Below are 15787 nucleotides of genomic sequence, written 5' to 3'. Positions count from 1 at the left end.
AGCGGCGTTGCGCCCACAGTGTCCGCTCAGTCTGCTGGTGCGAGCGATGACGATACCCCCAAAACCCGAACCTGTCCTCGTTGTCGGGACTACCGTTCTGCTTAACAAAACAGCGGGGAATCGTGGGGACGGAACCCGCATGCCCCTTGATGTGCGGCGGGGCACAGATGCGGTTCGCTGGCGGGCCTCGCGGCCACCGATACATACTTGGATGGATGCTGCGGCGCCTGCCGCAGGTGAGGTGGCCCATGGCGAACCTGAGTGAGCGGGGCACGGCCGGCGAGGTGGGCGTCATCCTGCTCGACCGCGCGGGAGTCGTGCGGCGGTGCTCGGGTACGGCCGCCGAGCTGCTGGGGTCCGCGGTCGCGGAGGTGTGCGGGCGGCCGATCGCCACGCTGCTCGAAGATCCCTCCCGACCGACCCGCGACGTGGCGGAGGGGAGCCTCCCCCTCACGAGCCGCGGCACGACCCTCTTCCGGCACGGCTCCGCAGAACCGGTCGAACTGACGGTCACCCAAGTCCCTCTGGGCGACTCCTCCGAGATCGCCCTGGTCATGACGCCCCCGGCGGAAGCAGAGGCGCGGGAACAGGGCTCGGCCTTCCTGCATGCCCTGCTCGCCCAGAAGCAGCTGGGGATCGCCCTCTTCGACACCGGGCTGAAGGTCGTCCGCACCAACGGCACCCCGGGGATGTTCGCGTGGCCTCCCCTGCACGCGGGCGAGCACCTGGCGGACGTGATCTGCGCGGACGACGCGCACGAGGTCGAGACGCGGCTGCGCCGGGTACTGGAGACCGGGGTGGCGCAGGTCGCGGGAGAGCAGCGCATGCGTGCGGGCGACACGTCCAAGGGGGAGCGATCCTTCTCCCTCTCCGCGTTCCGCCTGGAGGACGGGTACGCCCGGCCGACCGGAGTCGCCGCGCTCTTCATCGACAACACCGAACAGCAACGTGCCCGGCGCCGTACCGAGGTGAGTCATCAGGCGTCGAACAGCATCGGCGCTTCACTGGACGTGACGCGGACCGCCCAGGACATCGCGAGCGTGCTCGTACCGGCCCTCGGGGACCTGGCCGCGGTGGAGATAGTCGACTCGGTGCTCAACGGCGACGAGACCCCCAAGGGGCTTCTCCCCGGCGGCCCTTGGTCCCTGCGCCGGGTCGCCGTGGCCTCGTCCGACGGCTCCTGGCCCGACGAGCTCATCCCCGTGGGCGGCGTGATCCCGAACCTCCCGGACACGGCCCACGTCCGCCGAGCGGCCCTGCACGGCGACAAGGTCTTCAACGCCACGCGGCAGGAGATGGCGGACCTCCTCGAGGACCCGCAACTGATCCGGTCGATGCTGCCCGCGAAGGGACACTCGGCCGTCATCGCCCCGCTGTTCGCGCGGGGCCATTTTCTGGGCGTCGTCGCGGTCTGGCGGACCGTCCGGCCCGAGCCTTTTCAGCAGGAGGACGCGGACCTCCTGTTCGACATCGCCGCACGTGCCGCGCTGAGTCTGGACAACGCCCGCCGATACACCCGTGAGCATCGGGCCGCGGTCGCGTTGCAACAGCGGTTGCTGCCCAGGGCCGTCACGCGGACGACGACGGCGGAGTCGGCCGGCCGCTACGTACCCGCGGGCGGTGGGGCGGACATCAGCGGCGACTGGTTCGACGTCGTCCCGCTGCCGTCCCTGCGGGTGGCGTTCGTCGTCGGCGACGTCACGGGGCACGGACTGCACGCCGCTGCCACCATGGGCCGCTTGCGGACCGCGATCCACACTCTGGCCGACCTGGAGTTCCCACCCGGCGAGCTCCTCAGCCATCTCGACGATCTCGTCCAGCAACTCGCCGACGAAGTAGACCCTCAGCTCAAGGACTCCATCGGCGCCACCTGTCTGTACGCGCTGTACGACCCGGTCACCGGCGCCTGTTCCGTCGCCTCTGCGGGGCATCCGCCCCCTGCCGTGATCCGGCCCGACGGAACGGGCCGCCTGATCACAGTCTCCCCGGGGCCGCCGCTCGGAGTGGGCGGCATGCCTTTCGAGGAGACCGCGGTCGACCTGGAACCCGACAGCACGCTGGCGCTCTACACCGACGGCCTGGTCCGTGCCCGGTCCGACGACATCGACCGGGGCACCCAAGACCTTCTGGACCGGCTTTCGTCGCTGTGCCGCGAAGACGGGGCATTGAAGGACATCGGCCAGGCTGTGCTGGACGAGCTCACCGAGACGCCGTCCCGTGACGACATGGCGCTCCTCCTGGCCCGCACCCGGAGGATCCCCGCGTCCGCCATCGCCGACTGGACCTTTCCCGACGATCCCGCCGTGGTCACCGACGCGCGCAAGGCCGTCACCGGACAACTGGCCGCGTGGGAGCTCGACCACATGGCCTTCAGCACCGAACTGATCGTCAGTGAGCTGGTCACCAACGCGATTCGCTACGCGGGCGGCACCATCGGCCTGCGCCTGTTCCACGACGACGCGACGCTGGTGTGCGAGGTCACCGACAGCAGCAACACCCAGCCCCGGCTACGGCGGGCGCGCGCCGGCGACGAGGGTGGCCGCGGCCTGTTCCTGGTGGCCCAGCTCTCCAAACGGTGGGGAAGCCGCTACCACCAGACGGGCAAGACCATCTGGGCGGAAGAATCGATCACGGCCCTTCCGGCACCAGAAGCCGCCTTTGCCGCATTGTGGGACAACGCGACCCTGTAGGCCGCGTTCGCCGCATGCCGGCAGGAGAGACGCTCGCTCAGCAGCCGGTCCCTGCCGCGGGCTAGGTCGGTTCCAGCGATGACGAGGGCAGGTCTCCGGTCGCGTTCAAACGGTCGGACATCTCACGCGCCACCGACTGCAGTTGCTGCACCAACTCCGCGTCCTGAGCCGGATCCAGCTTGCCCAGACACATCATGGCCGCCAGCGGACGCCCACCCGAATCCACCACCGGAACAGCGATCCCCCGCCCGGTGTCGAACCTCTCGAAATTGTCGACCGCGTACCCCTGCGCCCGGATCTCCTCGAACTCACGCCGCATCCGGTCGAGATCGGTGATCGTGTTCCGGGTGAAACGCCGCCACTCCTCGGTCCCGACGGCATCACGGACCTCGTCCTCCGGCAGGTACGCCAGCAACAGCTTCCCGTCGGCCATCGCATGAGCAGGCTGCGGGTGCCCCGGCTCGAACTCGATGAGCTCCGTGTTCACACCGGCCGAACGCGCCAACTGCACCGTCTTGCCACCGACGAGCGTGCTCAGCACCGCGTCATGACCGGACCACTGAGCGACCCGCGCCAGATGCCCGCGGCTGTCCTGCACGACAGGGTTGCTGACCAGCGCAACACTGCCGATGCCCACAGCGCCCATCCCCAGCCGATACTTGCTGGTCCGCGAGTTCTGCTCCACCCACCCCACACTGACCAACGTCGCCAGCAACCGGTGAACGCTGCCCGGGGACAGCCCCACGAACTTCGCCAACTCCACTATGCCCAACGGGTACGGATGCTCAGTCAGCGCCGTCATGATCCGAGCCGCCCGCTGCACCGCCCGCACATGCCCGACATCCCGACCCTCGCCGGGCGAACCAGCCGAAGACGAGCCTTCTTCCTTCACATGACCTCCGATCCACCACAGGATACTGACCCGGCGCCGCCCTCGTAGCACCTGGTGCGGACCATCGTGTCCTGGATCGGTTCCTCGTCGAGGAGCCGCCTTGTCGCGCCCACCTCCACGCGGCGATCCCCCGCCACCCTTGACGGCCATGAAACACGTCACTAATCTTTTTGGAATCAGATTCCGGCAGATGGAATACAGACATGTCACCGCAAAGTGAACGAGTCGCCAACTTCTCAGCCTCCAGGACCATCGACCCGAGCGAGTTCCGCACCGTGCTCGGCCATCTCCCCACGGGGGTGGTGGTGCTCGCAGCCGACACCCCCGGTCAGCCCGTGGGGATGGCGGCCAACTCGATCACCTCCGTCTCGCTCGACCCGCCCTTGATCGCGGTGTGTGCCGCTCGCACATCGAGCACCTGGCCGCAGATCCGACGCGAGCAGCGCTTCTGCGTCAGCGTGCTGGCATCGCATCACGAACAGATCTCACGGCAGTTCTCGCGAGCCGGCACGGATCGATTCGCCGGAATCAGCTGGCACCACCGCGACGCCGGGCCGGCGCTCGACGACGCGATCGCCTGGCTCGACTGCGAGCTGGTCACCGAGCACGACGCCGGCGACCACACCATCGCGGTCGCACGGGTGCTGGATCTCGCCTCCGCACAGGACGGACGGGCTCTGGTCTTCTTCCGAGGCCAGTACGGCCGGTTCGTCCCCACCGACCTCGACCAACCCCGAAGGGACAACGCGTGAAGCTCCTGTTCTTCAACGACTTCCGGCTCGGCGTATTCGACGGCGACTCCGTCGTCGACGTAAGCGGCGCTGTCGCCGATCTGTCACCGGCTCACCCGCAGGAACTGCTGACGACCGTCATCACCCGGTGGTCGGAGTTCCAGGACAAGATCCGGGAGGCGGCCGAACAAGGTACTGGCGTCCCACTGGACTCCGTCCGCGTCCGCCCCCCGGTCCCGAGGCCGCTGAACATCGACTGCATGGCACGCAACTACATAGAAGGAGCCACCGAACGGCCCCCCATCAACGGTTTCGCCAAGACACCCCACTCGATCGTCGGGCACGGCGACCGGATGGTGCTTCCCGACATCCCCGCGACGGTATTCGAGGGCGAGGCCGAGCTCGCCGTCGTCATCGGGCGACGAGCCCACAATGTCTCCGTCGACGAAGCGATGACCTACGTCTTCGGGTACACCAACCTCATCGACGGTTCCGCCCGAGGCATCCCGCCCCGCCAGAACGCCTTCTACCAGATGAAGTCCCGGGAGACCTTCTGCCCGATCGGTCCCTTCTTGGTGACCGCCGACGAGGTGCCGGACCCGCAGAACCTGCCGGTGCGCCTGTGGACCAACGGCAGACTGATGCAGGACTTCAACACCGACGACATGGCCTACAGCATCGCCGAGTCGATCGCGTTCGTCTCCTCGCTGCACACCCTCGAACCCGGTGACCTGGTGGCCACCGGAACCACCCATGGCGGCCTGCACCCGCTCATGGACGGTGACCTCGTCGAACTGGAGGTCGGCAACCTTGGCCGGCTGCGCATCGACGTCCAGGACGACCTCAAGCGCACCTGGAAGCGCGAGACGCGTCACGACCGTGCCCTGGCCGGCCTCCAAGGCACTCCGCCACAGCTCAGCGGCAAGTACACGCCCGTAACGGTCCAGGCCTGAAGTGCGCGTACTGCACGTCACTGACGTCTCCGGAGCCGCGGATGTGCGTCAGGTGCTTCTCCCCTACCGCGATGCCAGGGACAAGGGTCCGTACGACGTCATCCCGGCATCGCGCTTCTGGCTCGCCCGGCTTCGGGCGGACGACATGCCCGCGCTGCCGGCACTCGGCTGCCACCTGGTCGTGGTGCTGTCCGGCCACATCGAGCTGTCCGTCGCCGGGCATCCTGTCACCGAACTCGGTGCCGGCGACGTCGTGTGCTTCGATGTCGACGCTGCCGACAGCGTCAGTCTCACGTGGCCGGACGACGCCTGGCTGTTCTTCGTCGCCACTCCGGGATGGGTGCCGGAACCAGGGCTCATCGAGGTCAGCTCCGACCAGGACCCTCGGCCCGGCCGCCCCCTTCTGACGTGGATATACGACGACGGCGGGCGCTCACGCTCCGAGCCCTTGCGGTGGCCGTGGTCCCTCGGTTCGGTACCGCCGGTCGACAAGTGGCCGACGTCGATCGGAGCCTTTGTCACCCGACGCGACTACGGACTGGACGGCCGCACTCCGGGCGTGTGGCACAACGGTCCGCGCCGGCAGTTCGGCATCACCCTGAACGGCAGCGGTGAGAACGAGACCGGCGACGGCACCCTCACCCACCCGGTGACCGGTGACGTCGCGCTCATCGACGACGTGACCGGAGCCGGCCATGTCACCCGGGGCCGCGGAGACAGATGGATGATGTTCGTGACAGTCGCTCCCGGCGACCTGATCGAACTCGCCCCGGAAGCCTGAACGCCCCGCACCATCGAGGCACCGGTCGGCCGTCTCACGCGCCACCGACCGCACAGTGCCGACGCGTCGGCCACCTCACCGCGAGCCGCCACAACGAGACACGTCACCACCTGAGACAGCCGGGCTGCCCAGGAAGACAGCGGAGCCGTGTCACACCCGACAGATGGTGTGACACGGCTCCGGTTCCGAGCTAGACCCCCTCACGGCTGTCGGCGAGCTGCGGGGCCACGATCACCGGAGCCGCGGTGACGCCGAGCACGTAGCCGAGGTCGACGCCCGGAGCCAGCTCGACCAACCGCAGCCCCTGCGCTGTCACGTCCAGCACACCGAGATCGGTGATGATCCGGTCGACCACTCCTCGCCCTGTGAGCGGGAGGGTGCACCGGGGCAGCAGCTTGGGCGAACCGTCCTTGGCCACGTGCTCCATGAGGACGATGACACGACCGGCGCCGTTCACCAGGTCCATCGCCCCGCCCATCCCCTTCACCATGAGGCCCGGGACCATCCAGTTGGCGAGATCGCCGGTGGCCGAGACCTGCATTCCGCCAAGGATCGTGGTGTTCACGTGGCCCCCGCGGATCATGGCGAACGACATCGAGGAGGAGAAGAACGCCGCGCCCGGCAACGTCGTCACCTGCTCGGTGCCGGCGTTGATCACTTCCGGGTCGCCCTGGCCGTGCTCGGGATACGGCCCGACGGCCAGGACGCCGTTCTCGCTGTGGACCACTACATGGACGCCCGGCTCCAGGAACTGGGGTACCTGGGTGGGCAGCCCGATACCGAGGTTGACGCATTCGCCGTCGCGCAGCTCCTGCGCGGCCCGCGCGGCCATCTCCTGGCGCGTCCAGCCGATCCTCACTCGGTCCTCCCGGCGTCCGCGGCAATCACGGTCTGGACGAAGACACCCGGAAGGTGCACAGCGTCGGGATCGATCTCGCCGGCTTCCACCACCCGTTCCGCCTCGACGACCGTGACGCGCCCTGCCATCGCCACGTCCGGATTGAAGTTCATCGCCGCGGCATGGAAGACGGCGTTGCCATGACGGTCCGCGACCGCCGCCCTGACGAAGGCGTAGTCGGTGACGATGCTCTCCTCCAGAACGCAGTCCCTGGCACGACCCCTCACCGTGAAAGTGCGGACCTCCTTCGGCGGCGACGCGACGGCGACCACGCCGTCCGCGCCGTAGCGCCGAGGGAGTCCTCCCTCGGCCACCACCGTGCCCACTCCGGTCGGAGTGAAGAAGGCCGCGATCCCCGCACCGCCGGCACGCAGGCGCTCGGCCAGCGTGCCCTGGGGCGTCAGTTCGACCTCGATCTCGCCGGTCAGGTACTGGCGGGCGAACTCCAGGTTCTGGCCGAAGTAGGACGCGATGACCTTGCTGATGCGGTGCTCCTGGAGCAGCCGCACCAGCCCGACGCCGTTGACGCCACAGTTGTTGGTCACGACGGTGAGGTCCTTCGCGCCCTGGTCGAGGAGCGCCGCCACCAGCTCCCAGGGAACCCCTGCCGTCCCGAACCCGCCCACCGCGATGCTGGCTCCGTCAGCGATGTCCCGGACGGCCGCGGCGGCGCTCTCGACTACTTTGTCCACGACGTGCTCTGTCTCCTCATGCGGTCCTTCACCGCAGTACCAGTCCCCCGTCCGGGCAGATGGTCTGCCCGGTGAGGGCCTCGGCCTCCCGCGAGGCGAGGAAGCCCACGACCTCGGCCACGTCCTCGGGGACGAGGGTCCGTGGGAGTGCCTGTCGCGACCGCACTCTCTCGGCCACCTCGGAGCCGAGTCCGGGTTCGGACGCCGGTGGGGGTGTCATGCCTGGTGCGACGCAGTTGACGGTGATGCCGTCCGCGCCCAGGGAACGGGCCAGAGCCCGCGCGGCACCGATCAGGGCGCCCTTGGTCATGATGTACGGGAGCATGTCCGGCACCGGCGGCGGATCGAAGAACGTGTCCGACACGACCATCACGACCCGGCCGAAGTGGTGCTCGGCCATGCTCGGCGTCAACTCCTGCAGGAGCCAGAGCGGGGCCTCGACGTTGACGGTCATCATCCGGCGCAGGAGTGCGGTGTCGAGGTCGAGGAGGCCTGCTCGCTCGAAGTTGACACCGGCGTGGACCAGCACGTCACAGCGGCCGTACCGCTCCAGCACCGTGCGGGCCGCCGCACGGACCTGCTGCTCGTCCGCGAGGTCGACGGCGTCGTGCCCGGCTCGATCCAGCACGACGACACGGTGGCCCCGTGCGATCAGCGCCTTGACGATCGCACTGCCGATGAAACCGGCGCCTCCGGTGACGAGGGCGACGGGCGCCCCGTCGTCGGCGTCACCCATTGAACTTGGCGTCGAGACCGGCCAGCGCTCCGTCGATGTCGGCCCCGATCCCGGCGCGTGCGGCGTCCTGCATCTGGTCGGGCACGTCGACCTCGATGGCGTACTCGACGTCGCTGCCGGCGCCGGACCCGGTGACCGTGAACGTCGCTTCGAGCTTCGTCATCGGCGTCTTCTGACCGGGGACGAGCCCGTAGGTGAGGGTGCGTGCCGCGTCGTCCTTGGCGGAGATCCGGTCGAACACCGAGTCTCCGCGAGTGAAGTTGACCAGGCGGTCGCCGTCGGGGCGCAGTTCGACCGAGGCGATGTGCGGCTGCCACGCGGCGTAGCCACCGAAGTCACTCACGAACGCCCACACCTGGTCGGCCGGGGCCTTGAGCGCTACGGACTTGCTGACGTTGACAATGGCCATGGTGTTCTCGCTTTCCTAGTGAAGGGGTGTGCTTGGTTGGTGGGGTGCTAGCGCACCAGTTCAAGGGCCTTTGCCAGCCGGTTGCGGGCATCCGTCGGGGTGAGCATTTCCAGGGTCCCGGCCAACGGGCCGGACATGCCCTGCAGCCAACCGCCGGTGTGCAGGTCGCCGGTGTCGACGGCCTCCCCGCCGACACTGGCGATGAGCGCCCCGACGAGCGCCTTGGCGTCGGAGTCGTCCCCGGCCATGTACACGGCGTTGTCCTCGCCAGCCGCCGCTCCCAGCCCCTTGACCAGGAACGGGATGGGCGTGGTGTTGAAGGCCTTGACCAGTCGGGCGCCGGGCATGAACTCGGCGACGACCTCGCTCGATATGCGGTCCCCGATGTCGATGAGGCCGTCAGGGCCGGGCTTGCTGCGGTTGTTGGTGGTGTCGACCACCACCACGCCGGACCAGTCCTCGACCGCCGACACCGCCTCCGCGGTCCTGCCCCAGGGCGTGGCCAGAATGACGAGGTCACTCCCCTTCACAGCACCCGGGACGTCGGCCGCGCTGGCGTGTTCACCGAACTGGGTGGTCAAGGCGGCCAGCGACTGCGGACCTCGCGAGTTCGCGAGCACGACGTCGTGGCCGGCCTCCACGAACAGACCCGTGAGTGCCTGGCCCATTCGGCCGGCCCCGATGATTCCGATCCTCATTGCGTGTCTCCGTCTCGTTCCTTTTCACGATCAGCAGTGGGTGTCCACTCCTGTCCCCCGAGGTAGCTGGCCTGGATCACGCTGCGGTCCCGCCGTAGCACCGCGGCGTCATGGCTGTCGCTGCCGACGCCGTGGGCCATCAGATAGGCCCGGTCGGAGATCTCCAGGGCGAGGTGCACGTGCTGCTCGACCAGCAGAACGGCGCAGCCGCTCTCGTCCGCGTAGGCCCGGATCACGGGCAGCAACTGCTCGACGATCACGGGGGCCAGTCCGAGACTGAGCTCGTCGAGCACCAGCAGCGAGGGTCTGCGGGCCAGCGCGCGTCCGACCGCGAGCATCTGCTGCTCGCCGCCGGACAGGACCCCCGCGCGCCGGTCGGCGATGGCCGGCAGTGCCGGGAAGTACCGGTAGGCCAGGTCCGCCTCCAGTCGTTCGCCGCGCGGCCCGAGCCTGAGGTGTTCGGCCACGGTCAGTCCCCTGAACAGGCCGCGGTCCTCCGGGACGTGGGCGATGGCGCACCGCGCTCGTGCGGCGGGGGTCAGTCCGGTCAGGTCCTGGCCGCGCATCGATATCGAACCCGCCGAGACCTTCACCAGGCCGGAGAGCGCGCGCAGCGTCGTGGTCTTGCCGGCCCCGTTGGGGCCCAGCAGGGCCACCACCTCGCCCTTGCCGACCTCCAGATGGACGTCGCGAACGACGTCGACGGTGCCGTAACCGGCCGTCAGGCCCTCGATGCGCAGTACTGGTTGGGTCATGATTCCTCCCCGACCTTGATGTCGTCAGAGGCCGCCGATCCCAGATAGGCGGAGATCACCCTGGGGTCACGGCGCACGTCCGCCGGGCGCCCGGTGGCGATGACCTGGCCGAACTCGAGGACGACCACGTGATCGCAGGTCGCGAACACGAGATTGATGTCGTGGTCGATGAGCAGCATCGGGGTGCCTTGGTCACCCAGCCGTCGCAGGTGTTTGCCGAGCTCCGCGCTCTCGTCGGTGTCCAGGCCGGCGGCCGGCTCGTCCAGGAGCACCACCTTCGGGTCACCTACGAAGGCCCGGGCCATGCCGACCAGCTTGCGCTGGCCCTCCGACAGCTCGCCGGGCATCGCCTCGGCGAGGCCCTCGATGCCGAGCGCCTCCAGGGCGTGGCCCACCGGGGGCCTGGTCGCCTCGGCGTTGGTCAGCAGCTCGCGGATCGTCGTCCACAACGCCGGCCGACGGGCGGCGACGGCCAGGTTCTCCGCCACCGTGAGGGCATCGAAGAGCTCCACGGCCTGCCACGTCCGGCCGAGGCCCGCCTGCACCCGGGCGTGCGGGCGCATCCGCCCGATGTCGCGGCCGGCCACCTCGACGCTGCCCGTGCACCGCGCGAAGCCGGTCACGGCGTCGATGAACGTGGTCTTCCCCGCCCCGTTGGGGCCGATCAGTCCCACGATCTGGCCGGGACGCACCTCGATGTCGACGCCGGAGAGCGCCTGCACCCCGCCGTACCGGACACTGATACCGCGTGCGGACAGCACAGGACTCGGCATCCTCACACACCTCCCTGCGGCTTGGCGCCCACCGCGGTCAACGCCTTGCCGGCGCGGGATGCACGCGCGCGTCGCTCCCGCTTCGTCGCCGAGGCCACCAGCAGCCCGTCGGGGCAGAACCGCAGCTGGATGAGCAGACCGGCTCCGATGATGAGCTGCATGTAGATGGAGACCCGGCTCTCCGGCAGGACCCAGGTCTGGAGGATGAGCGGGATCACCGCGCCGGCGGCGCCGAATCCCGCCAGCACCCCGCCCTGGACCAGCGTCACTCCCAGGACGTAGACACTCGCGACCAGGGAGAGGGCGCTCATGGTGCCGTAGCTGTTCGCCGACACCGTGCGGAAGTCGTAGGCGTACATCACGCCGGCGATGCTGGCCAGGAAGGACGCGATGGCGAAGCCCTGGATCTTGACGGCTCGTACGTTGACGCCCGCCGCCGCGGCAGCCCGTTCGTTCGAGCGCACGGCCAGCATGCGGCGGCCCAGGTCTCCCCTGCGCAGATTCGCCACGAACAGGTAGAGCACCACGGTCACCACCAGCGCCAGCAGGCCGAAGACCGGACTGGGCAGTGACCCGTCCAGGCCACGGAAGGACGCGTCGGCACCGAGGTTGAGACCGAACAGCTTCGGTGACTCGACAGGAGCCCCTGTCTGGCCACCACCCCAGTCCGGGTTGGCGAAGATGAACTGTTCGATCGCGATCGCGGCAGCCAGCGTCACCACGACCAGCGTGACTCCCCGCACCCTCAGCGCACTGGCGCCGATGAGCACCCCCAGCACGGTCGCCGCGGCGATCGCCAGGATCGGGGCCAGCGGAAAGCCGATACCGTACGCGGCCTCGAGGTGCGAGAGCACGAATCCGGCGACTCCGGCCAGCGCCAACTGGACCACCGACAGCTGACCGACGTACCCCATGATCACAACGAAGGAGAGGCACAGGACGGTGGCCACCAGGCCGGTCGCGACGGCCTGTCGGAAGTCGGAGGGGAGCACCACGAGTGCCACGGCGCACGCGATGGCCACCGGGGCGACCCGCGCGGCGAGCCGGTCCTGGTCGGGCACCATCGGCAGGGACCGTTCCACCAGGTCGCCACGGAGGGGAAGGCTGGAGCCCCGCCACCACAGGGCGATGACGATGAGGAGGAACTCGACCACCTGCTGCACACCCGGGATGGCGGAGCCGTTCTGGGTGGGGAACCACGACTCGTTGGATGCCTGGTAGAGCAGTGACTCGCTGATCCCGATGAGCAGGCTGACGGCACACGCGACACCGAACGAGGTGAAGCGCGCGAACAGTGCCGCGGCCAGCGCCGGGATGATCAGCAGAGGCAGTGTCGTGGCGCTCAGTCCGACGATCGACGCGGCCAGCACGCCCACGAACCCGGTGGCCACATGCCCGAGGACGGAGTTGCCCAGCGAGATGACGTTCGGCGACAGTCCGGCGAGAGCGGCGGACCGCTCGCTCTCCGAGGCGGCCCGTGTGGCGAGCCCGAACCGGGTGAAGCGGTAGAGAGCGGCGAGACCGCCCGCCAGCGCCACCACGATGCCGGCCAGGATGAACTGTGCTTCGGGCACCGCCACACCGAAGACGGACACCACGTCGCCGGTGAGCACCGACGGGCTGTTCCGGGGCGCGCTGCCGAAGATCAGCAGGACCAACGCCTGTGTCAGCAGCAGCACGCCCAACGACGCCACGAGCTTGGCGAGCGGGGAGGCGCTGCGCAGTGGTCTGACGGCGACCAACTCCACGACCACGGCGTAGAGGGCCATGAACAGCAGGGTCAGGACGATCGCCGGGACGGTCTGCAGCGCGAACCCGAAGAACCCGGTGCGCAGCGCCCAGAACACGTAGCCGGCGACCATGACCGTCGCGCCCGCGGCCAGGTTGATCGTGCCGCTGCCGCGCCAGCTGAGCACCACACCCAGCGCGATGCCGGCGATGACCGCGCCCGAACCGAGCCCCAGCAGCGCGAAAAGAACAAGTGTCTCCATGAGCTTTCTCCTTCGGCCGTGCCGCCGGCTCAGACGAGTCCGTCGGCCTTCAGACCGAAGTGCTCCTTGGCCAGCGCGGTGGCGAAGGTCTCCCACTGCAGCCCGACGTTGGTCCGTGCCGTGGAGATGTCCCGGTAGTACCGCTGCATGCGCGAGCCGTTGCTCCCGCCTTCGCTGGTTCCCGAGGTGCGGAACAACAACTCGACCGCTTCCCACGCGAGGTTGACGGCGTGGTGGGTGCTGGCGTGGATCCGCATCAACTGCTCCGGGGCGAACCCCTTGTCGTCGACAACGGCCTCCCGGCAGAGCTCCATGTAGAACTCGCTGCTGCGCAGAAGAACGTCCTCCGCCGCGCTGGCCTTGCCGCTGGCCACACCCCAGTGGCGCTGGTAGTCGGCCGTCTGGAACCGCGGGACGCCGTGGGGTCCGGGAGTCTTCTTGGCGCGGATGATCCGCTCGTACTCGTCCAGGGCCGCGTAGGCGCAGCCCACCAGCACCGACGTGATCTCCAGTTGCAGGTAGCCCATCGAGTGGCCGGCGTACATGGGATTGCCGTGCAGCCGGTAACCGGGTGTCGTCGGCTTCCCGCCGAACCCCAGCGGGTTGCCGCGGACGACGAACTCGTCGGGGACCACAGCTCCGTCGACCTGGATGCTGTTGGATCCGCTCCCCCGCATCCCGAAGGAGCGGTGCCGCCAGTCGTCCATCAGCGTCCAGTCCGAGCGCGGCACCAACGCCAGGCCCTGGCCGCCGGCCGGACCGTCGCCCTCGTCGAGGCGGACCGCGAGCATCGCGTGGGTGGAGTACGGCGATCCCGAGCAGTAGTCCCAGGTCCCCGCGATCCGCCACGCGCCCTGCTCGGTTCGGGTGGCCGTGCCCATCGGGATACCGCGCATGGGTGCGGCGAAGTCCCCGTCGGGTCCTATGGCACCGGCCTGGGCGGCCTCGCCGTAGAGCCCGCCGATCTGCAGGCCGTGCCCGGCCGCGAGGCACAGGCCCCAGCCGGTCCCGGGACATCCGCGGGCTATCTCGACGATCACCTGCAGGAAAGTGGGTACGTCGAATTCGTAGCCGCCGTAGCGTCGGGGCAGGAGGGTCCGGTAGAAGCCGGCCTGCCGGAAGAGCTCGTGGGTCTCGGGCGAGTAGGCGCCCCGCTCCTCCGTGGCTTCCTGCTCGTCCCGCAGTCGGTCTCGGAAGGCCGCCGCGTGCTGCACCAGGTCCTCGGGACGCGGGTTCGGCTCACGGGGCCGGATCGTGGCGCTCGCTGGGGCGCTCATGGTGTCTCCTCGTCTTCGTCCGCCGCGGTCGCGGGGACGGGTCGTTGCAAAGGGTTGATCGAGATCGCGGTGGGTGTACGACGTGTGGTCGCCGTCAGAGCCCGGACGGGGTGATCCAGTCGGTGGCCGCGGAGAAGGTGTTGCCGCCGGTGTGCTCGAAGACCCGGCTCTGGGCGCCGCAGAGTCCCGGCTGGTCGCTGTAGGCACCGCACTTGACCGTCTCGCTGCCCAGGAGCATCGGGCCGTGGAACGACTGGGCGGCCTTCGCCACGGTCTTCGTGGTCGCGTCCGCGCCACCGGCCGCGTTGAGGAACTTCGTCGCTGTCATGACCAGGCTCCAGGCGAGCGTCGCGTCGGAGTCGGTCTGGGCGCCGGCGCTCAGCGAGGCCGCTTGCGACTGCTTGAGGTAGGCCCGCACATCGGTGAGGGAGGTGTCGGCGACGTTGGTCTGCGTCGACAGTTGCAGCCACTTGGGCGCTTCGCCGCCCAACCCCTGGGCGACTGCCTTGGAGAAGCAGAAGGAACCGGTCGACACGATCGGCGCCTTGACCGCCAGGGAGTCCAGCGCCTTGGCCGCCGAGACGCAGTTCGGTGGCGACGACACCAGCGGTACGACGGCGTCGGCCGTCTGGACGCCGGCGGCGACCGCGGCCGCGGTGAGGTTGGTCGTCGACGGGTCGAACCCGACCGCCTTGAGCTTGATGCCGAGCTTCTTGAGGTCCTTGCGGATCACGTCCACGCCGCCGATGCTCTGGGCGTCCTGCGGGTAGATGACGGCCACGCTCTTGGCCTTGACCTTGTCGTCGAGGTAGGTCGCCAGCCCTCCGAAGATCGAGTCCGGGTTGCCGTTGAAGATGAAGACGTTCTTGCCGGTGGCGTCCGGCGCGCTGATCGAGTTCGACATCAGGATGGGCTTGCTTCCCTGGACGACCGCCCGCATGGACTGGCCGCCGTTGATCAGTGTGCCGACGAGGACGGTCTTGATGTCGTTGTCGTTGGCCATCTTCAGCCCGCAGGAGTTGCCCTCCTGCTCGCTGTCCACCACGTAACAGGTGCTCAGTTCGAGCGGATGACCGTCGATCCCGCCGAGTTTCTCGTTGACGTACTTCACCGCCGCCCGGGCCCCGAGCGTGGCGTTCGGGTATTCCAGCGAGCCGCCCTGCTGGTTGACCCACCCGATCTTCACCGGTGCGAGGCCGGTGTCGGCCGCCCCCGACTTGCCGCCGGTGTAGCCGGCCAGATCCGTCACCGCCCAGGGGTCGGCGGAGCTGGAACTACGGGGAGAGGTGGCCCCTTGGGTTGTGGCGGTGCTGTCCGAGGTGGCGCAGCCGGCGGCCGTCAGACCGAGCACCACGCTCAGTCCGACGACGGCGGTCCTCGTGCGTCGACCGACCGGAATGTCTGCAAACACGTCCTTGTGCATGTGCGACTCCTTGTTTCCCGCAGATCCATCCGGGGGCGGCCCTTGAGGCCTTCAAGGCGGAGATTGGATTCGGAATCACATTCCGCTA

The 15787-nt window shown here is 69.0% G+C and carries 15 protein-coding genes; 4 read left to right on the top strand and 11 right to left on the bottom strand.

Annotation, left to right across the window (positions count from 1 at the left end; all coding sequences use genetic code 11):
- Positions 1-248 precede the first annotated feature (248 nt).
- A complete protein-coding gene (locus tag SSP08S_RS43990; protein WP_019074029.1) occupies positions 249-2690 on the top strand; it encodes a SpoIIE family protein phosphatase in 2442 nt (813 codons plus the stop codon).
- 61 nt (positions 2691-2751) lie between these two features.
- Here the strand turns inward: SSP08S_RS43990 and SSP08S_RS43985 are convergent, their stop codons facing one another.
- Positions 2752-3582, bottom strand: a complete 831-nt coding sequence (locus SSP08S_RS43985) for an IclR family transcriptional regulator (protein ID WP_158697294.1) — start codon at positions 3580-3582, stop codon at positions 2752-2754.
- A 203-nt stretch (positions 3583-3785) separates the two neighbouring features.
- On the opposite strand from SSP08S_RS43985, the gene SSP08S_RS43975 reads away from it, so the two are divergent.
- The 3 genes from SSP08S_RS43975 to SSP08S_RS58490 are packed head-to-tail and all read left to right on the top strand — an operon-like array spanning position 3786 to position 6047.
- Positions 3786-4334, top strand: coding sequence for a flavin reductase family protein (locus SSP08S_RS43975; protein ID WP_019074026.1), 549 nt, complete (start codon positions 3786-3788; stop codon positions 4332-4334).
- Positions 4331-5266: a fumarylacetoacetate hydrolase family protein gene (locus SSP08S_RS43970; RefSeq protein WP_019074025.1), complete on the top strand. Its 936-nt coding sequence runs from the start codon at positions 4331-4333 to the stop codon at positions 5264-5266. The genes SSP08S_RS43975 and SSP08S_RS43970 overlap by 4 nt, the downstream gene beginning before the upstream one ends.
- Positions 5267-5309: 43 nt before the next feature.
- Positions 5310-6047 (top strand): cupin domain-containing protein, encoded by a 738-nt coding sequence (locus tag SSP08S_RS58490; RefSeq protein WP_158697293.1) that lies wholly within the window; start codon positions 5310-5312, stop codon positions 6045-6047.
- A 190-nt stretch (positions 6048-6237) separates the two neighbouring features.
- Here the strand turns inward: SSP08S_RS58490 and SSP08S_RS43960 are convergent, their stop codons facing one another.
- The 10 genes from SSP08S_RS43960 to SSP08S_RS43915 form a co-directional block, all read right to left on the bottom strand.
- A complete protein-coding gene (locus tag SSP08S_RS43960; RefSeq protein WP_043260230.1) occupies positions 6238-6900 on the bottom strand; it encodes a 3-oxoacid CoA-transferase subunit B in 663 nt (220 codons plus the stop codon).
- 2 nt (positions 6901-6902) lie between these two features.
- Entirely contained in the window at positions 6903-7637 is a 735-nt protein-coding gene (locus tag SSP08S_RS43955) for a CoA transferase subunit A (RefSeq protein ID WP_019074022.1), read from the bottom strand.
- Positions 7638-7665: 28 nt separating this feature from the next.
- On the bottom strand, positions 7666-8373 hold the full coding sequence (locus SSP08S_RS43950; RefSeq protein WP_019074021.1) for an SDR family NAD(P)-dependent oxidoreductase: 708 nt from the start codon (positions 8371-8373) through the stop codon (positions 7666-7668).
- Positions 8366-8782 carry an SRPBCC family protein gene (locus SSP08S_RS43945; protein WP_019074020.1) on the bottom strand — a complete coding sequence of 139 codons (417 nt, stop codon included), beginning with the start codon at positions 8780-8782 and terminating at the stop codon, positions 8366-8368. The genes SSP08S_RS43950 and SSP08S_RS43945 overlap by 8 nt, the downstream gene beginning before the upstream one ends.
- A gap of 47 nt (positions 8783-8829) precedes the next feature.
- Positions 8830-9480, bottom strand: coding sequence for an NADPH-dependent F420 reductase (locus SSP08S_RS43940; protein ID WP_019074019.1), 651 nt, complete (start codon positions 9478-9480; stop codon positions 8830-8832).
- Positions 9477-10235 carry an ABC transporter ATP-binding protein gene (locus SSP08S_RS43935; RefSeq protein ID WP_019074018.1) on the bottom strand — a complete coding sequence of 253 codons (759 nt, stop codon included), beginning with the start codon at positions 10233-10235 and terminating at the stop codon, positions 9477-9479. The genes SSP08S_RS43940 and SSP08S_RS43935 overlap by 4 nt, the downstream gene beginning before the upstream one ends.
- Positions 10232-11008 (bottom strand): ABC transporter ATP-binding protein, encoded by a 777-nt coding sequence (locus SSP08S_RS57110; protein ID WP_043260216.1) that lies wholly within the window; start codon positions 11006-11008, stop codon positions 10232-10234. The genes SSP08S_RS43935 and SSP08S_RS57110 overlap by 4 nt, the downstream gene beginning before the upstream one ends.
- A 2-nt stretch (positions 11009-11010) precedes the next feature.
- Positions 11011-12999 (bottom strand): ABC transporter permease, encoded by a 1989-nt coding sequence (locus tag SSP08S_RS43925; protein WP_019074016.1) that lies wholly within the window; start codon positions 12997-12999, stop codon positions 11011-11013.
- 29 nt (positions 13000-13028) lie between these two features.
- A complete protein-coding gene (locus SSP08S_RS57105; RefSeq protein ID WP_019074015.1) occupies positions 13029-14276 on the bottom strand; it encodes an acyl-CoA dehydrogenase family protein in 1248 nt (415 codons plus the stop codon).
- Positions 14277-14370: 94 nt separating this feature from the next.
- Positions 14371-15699 (bottom strand): ABC transporter substrate-binding protein, encoded by a 1329-nt coding sequence (locus tag SSP08S_RS43915; RefSeq protein WP_019074014.1) that lies wholly within the window; start codon positions 15697-15699, stop codon positions 14371-14373.
- Positions 15700-15787: the final 88 nt, after the last annotated feature.

This window comes from Streptomyces hokutonensis (assembly GCF_000376565.1).
In the GTDB taxonomy this organism is placed as follows: Bacteria; Actinomycetota; Actinomycetes; order Streptomycetales; family Streptomycetaceae; genus Streptomyces; species Streptomyces hokutonensis.
This window is presented reverse-complemented; position numbering and strand designations above follow the sequence as displayed.

Bases quoted from the DNA above. Each gene is read 5' to 3' on its own strand.
- SSP08S_RS43975 (WP_019074026.1), top strand. From the start codon at position 3,786: ATGTCACCGCAAAGTGAACGAGTCGCCAACTTCTCAGCCTCCAGGACC.
- SSP08S_RS57105 (WP_019074015.1), bottom strand. From the start codon at position 14,276: ATGAGCGCCCCAGCGAGCGCCACGATCCGGCCCCGTGAGCCGAACCCG.
- SSP08S_RS43945 (WP_019074020.1), bottom strand. From the start codon at position 8,782: ATGGCCATTGTCAACGTCAGCAAGTCCGTAGCGCTCAAGGCCCCGGCC.
- SSP08S_RS43925 (WP_019074016.1), bottom strand. From the start codon at position 12,999: ATGGAGACACTTGTTCTTTTCGCGCTGCTGGGGCTCGGTTCGGGCGCG.
- SSP08S_RS43915 (WP_019074014.1), bottom strand. From the start codon at position 15,699: ATGCACAAGGACGTGTTTGCAGACATTCCGGTCGGTCGACGCACGAGG.
- SSP08S_RS43990 (WP_019074029.1), top strand. From the start codon at position 249: ATGGCGAACCTGAGTGAGCGGGGCACGGCCGGCGAGGTGGGCGTCATC.
- SSP08S_RS43935 (WP_019074018.1), bottom strand. From the start codon at position 10,235: ATGACCCAACCAGTACTGCGCATCGAGGGCCTGACGGCCGGTTACGGC.
- SSP08S_RS57110 (WP_043260216.1), bottom strand. From the start codon at position 11,008: ATGCCGAGTCCTGTGCTGTCCGCACGCGGTATCAGTGTCCGGTACGGC.
- SSP08S_RS43940 (WP_019074019.1), bottom strand. From the start codon at position 9,480: ATGAGGATCGGAATCATCGGGGCCGGCCGAATGGGCCAGGCACTCACG.
- SSP08S_RS43950 (WP_019074021.1), bottom strand. From the start codon at position 8,373: ATGGGTGACGCCGACGACGGGGCGCCCGTCGCCCTCGTCACCGGAGGC.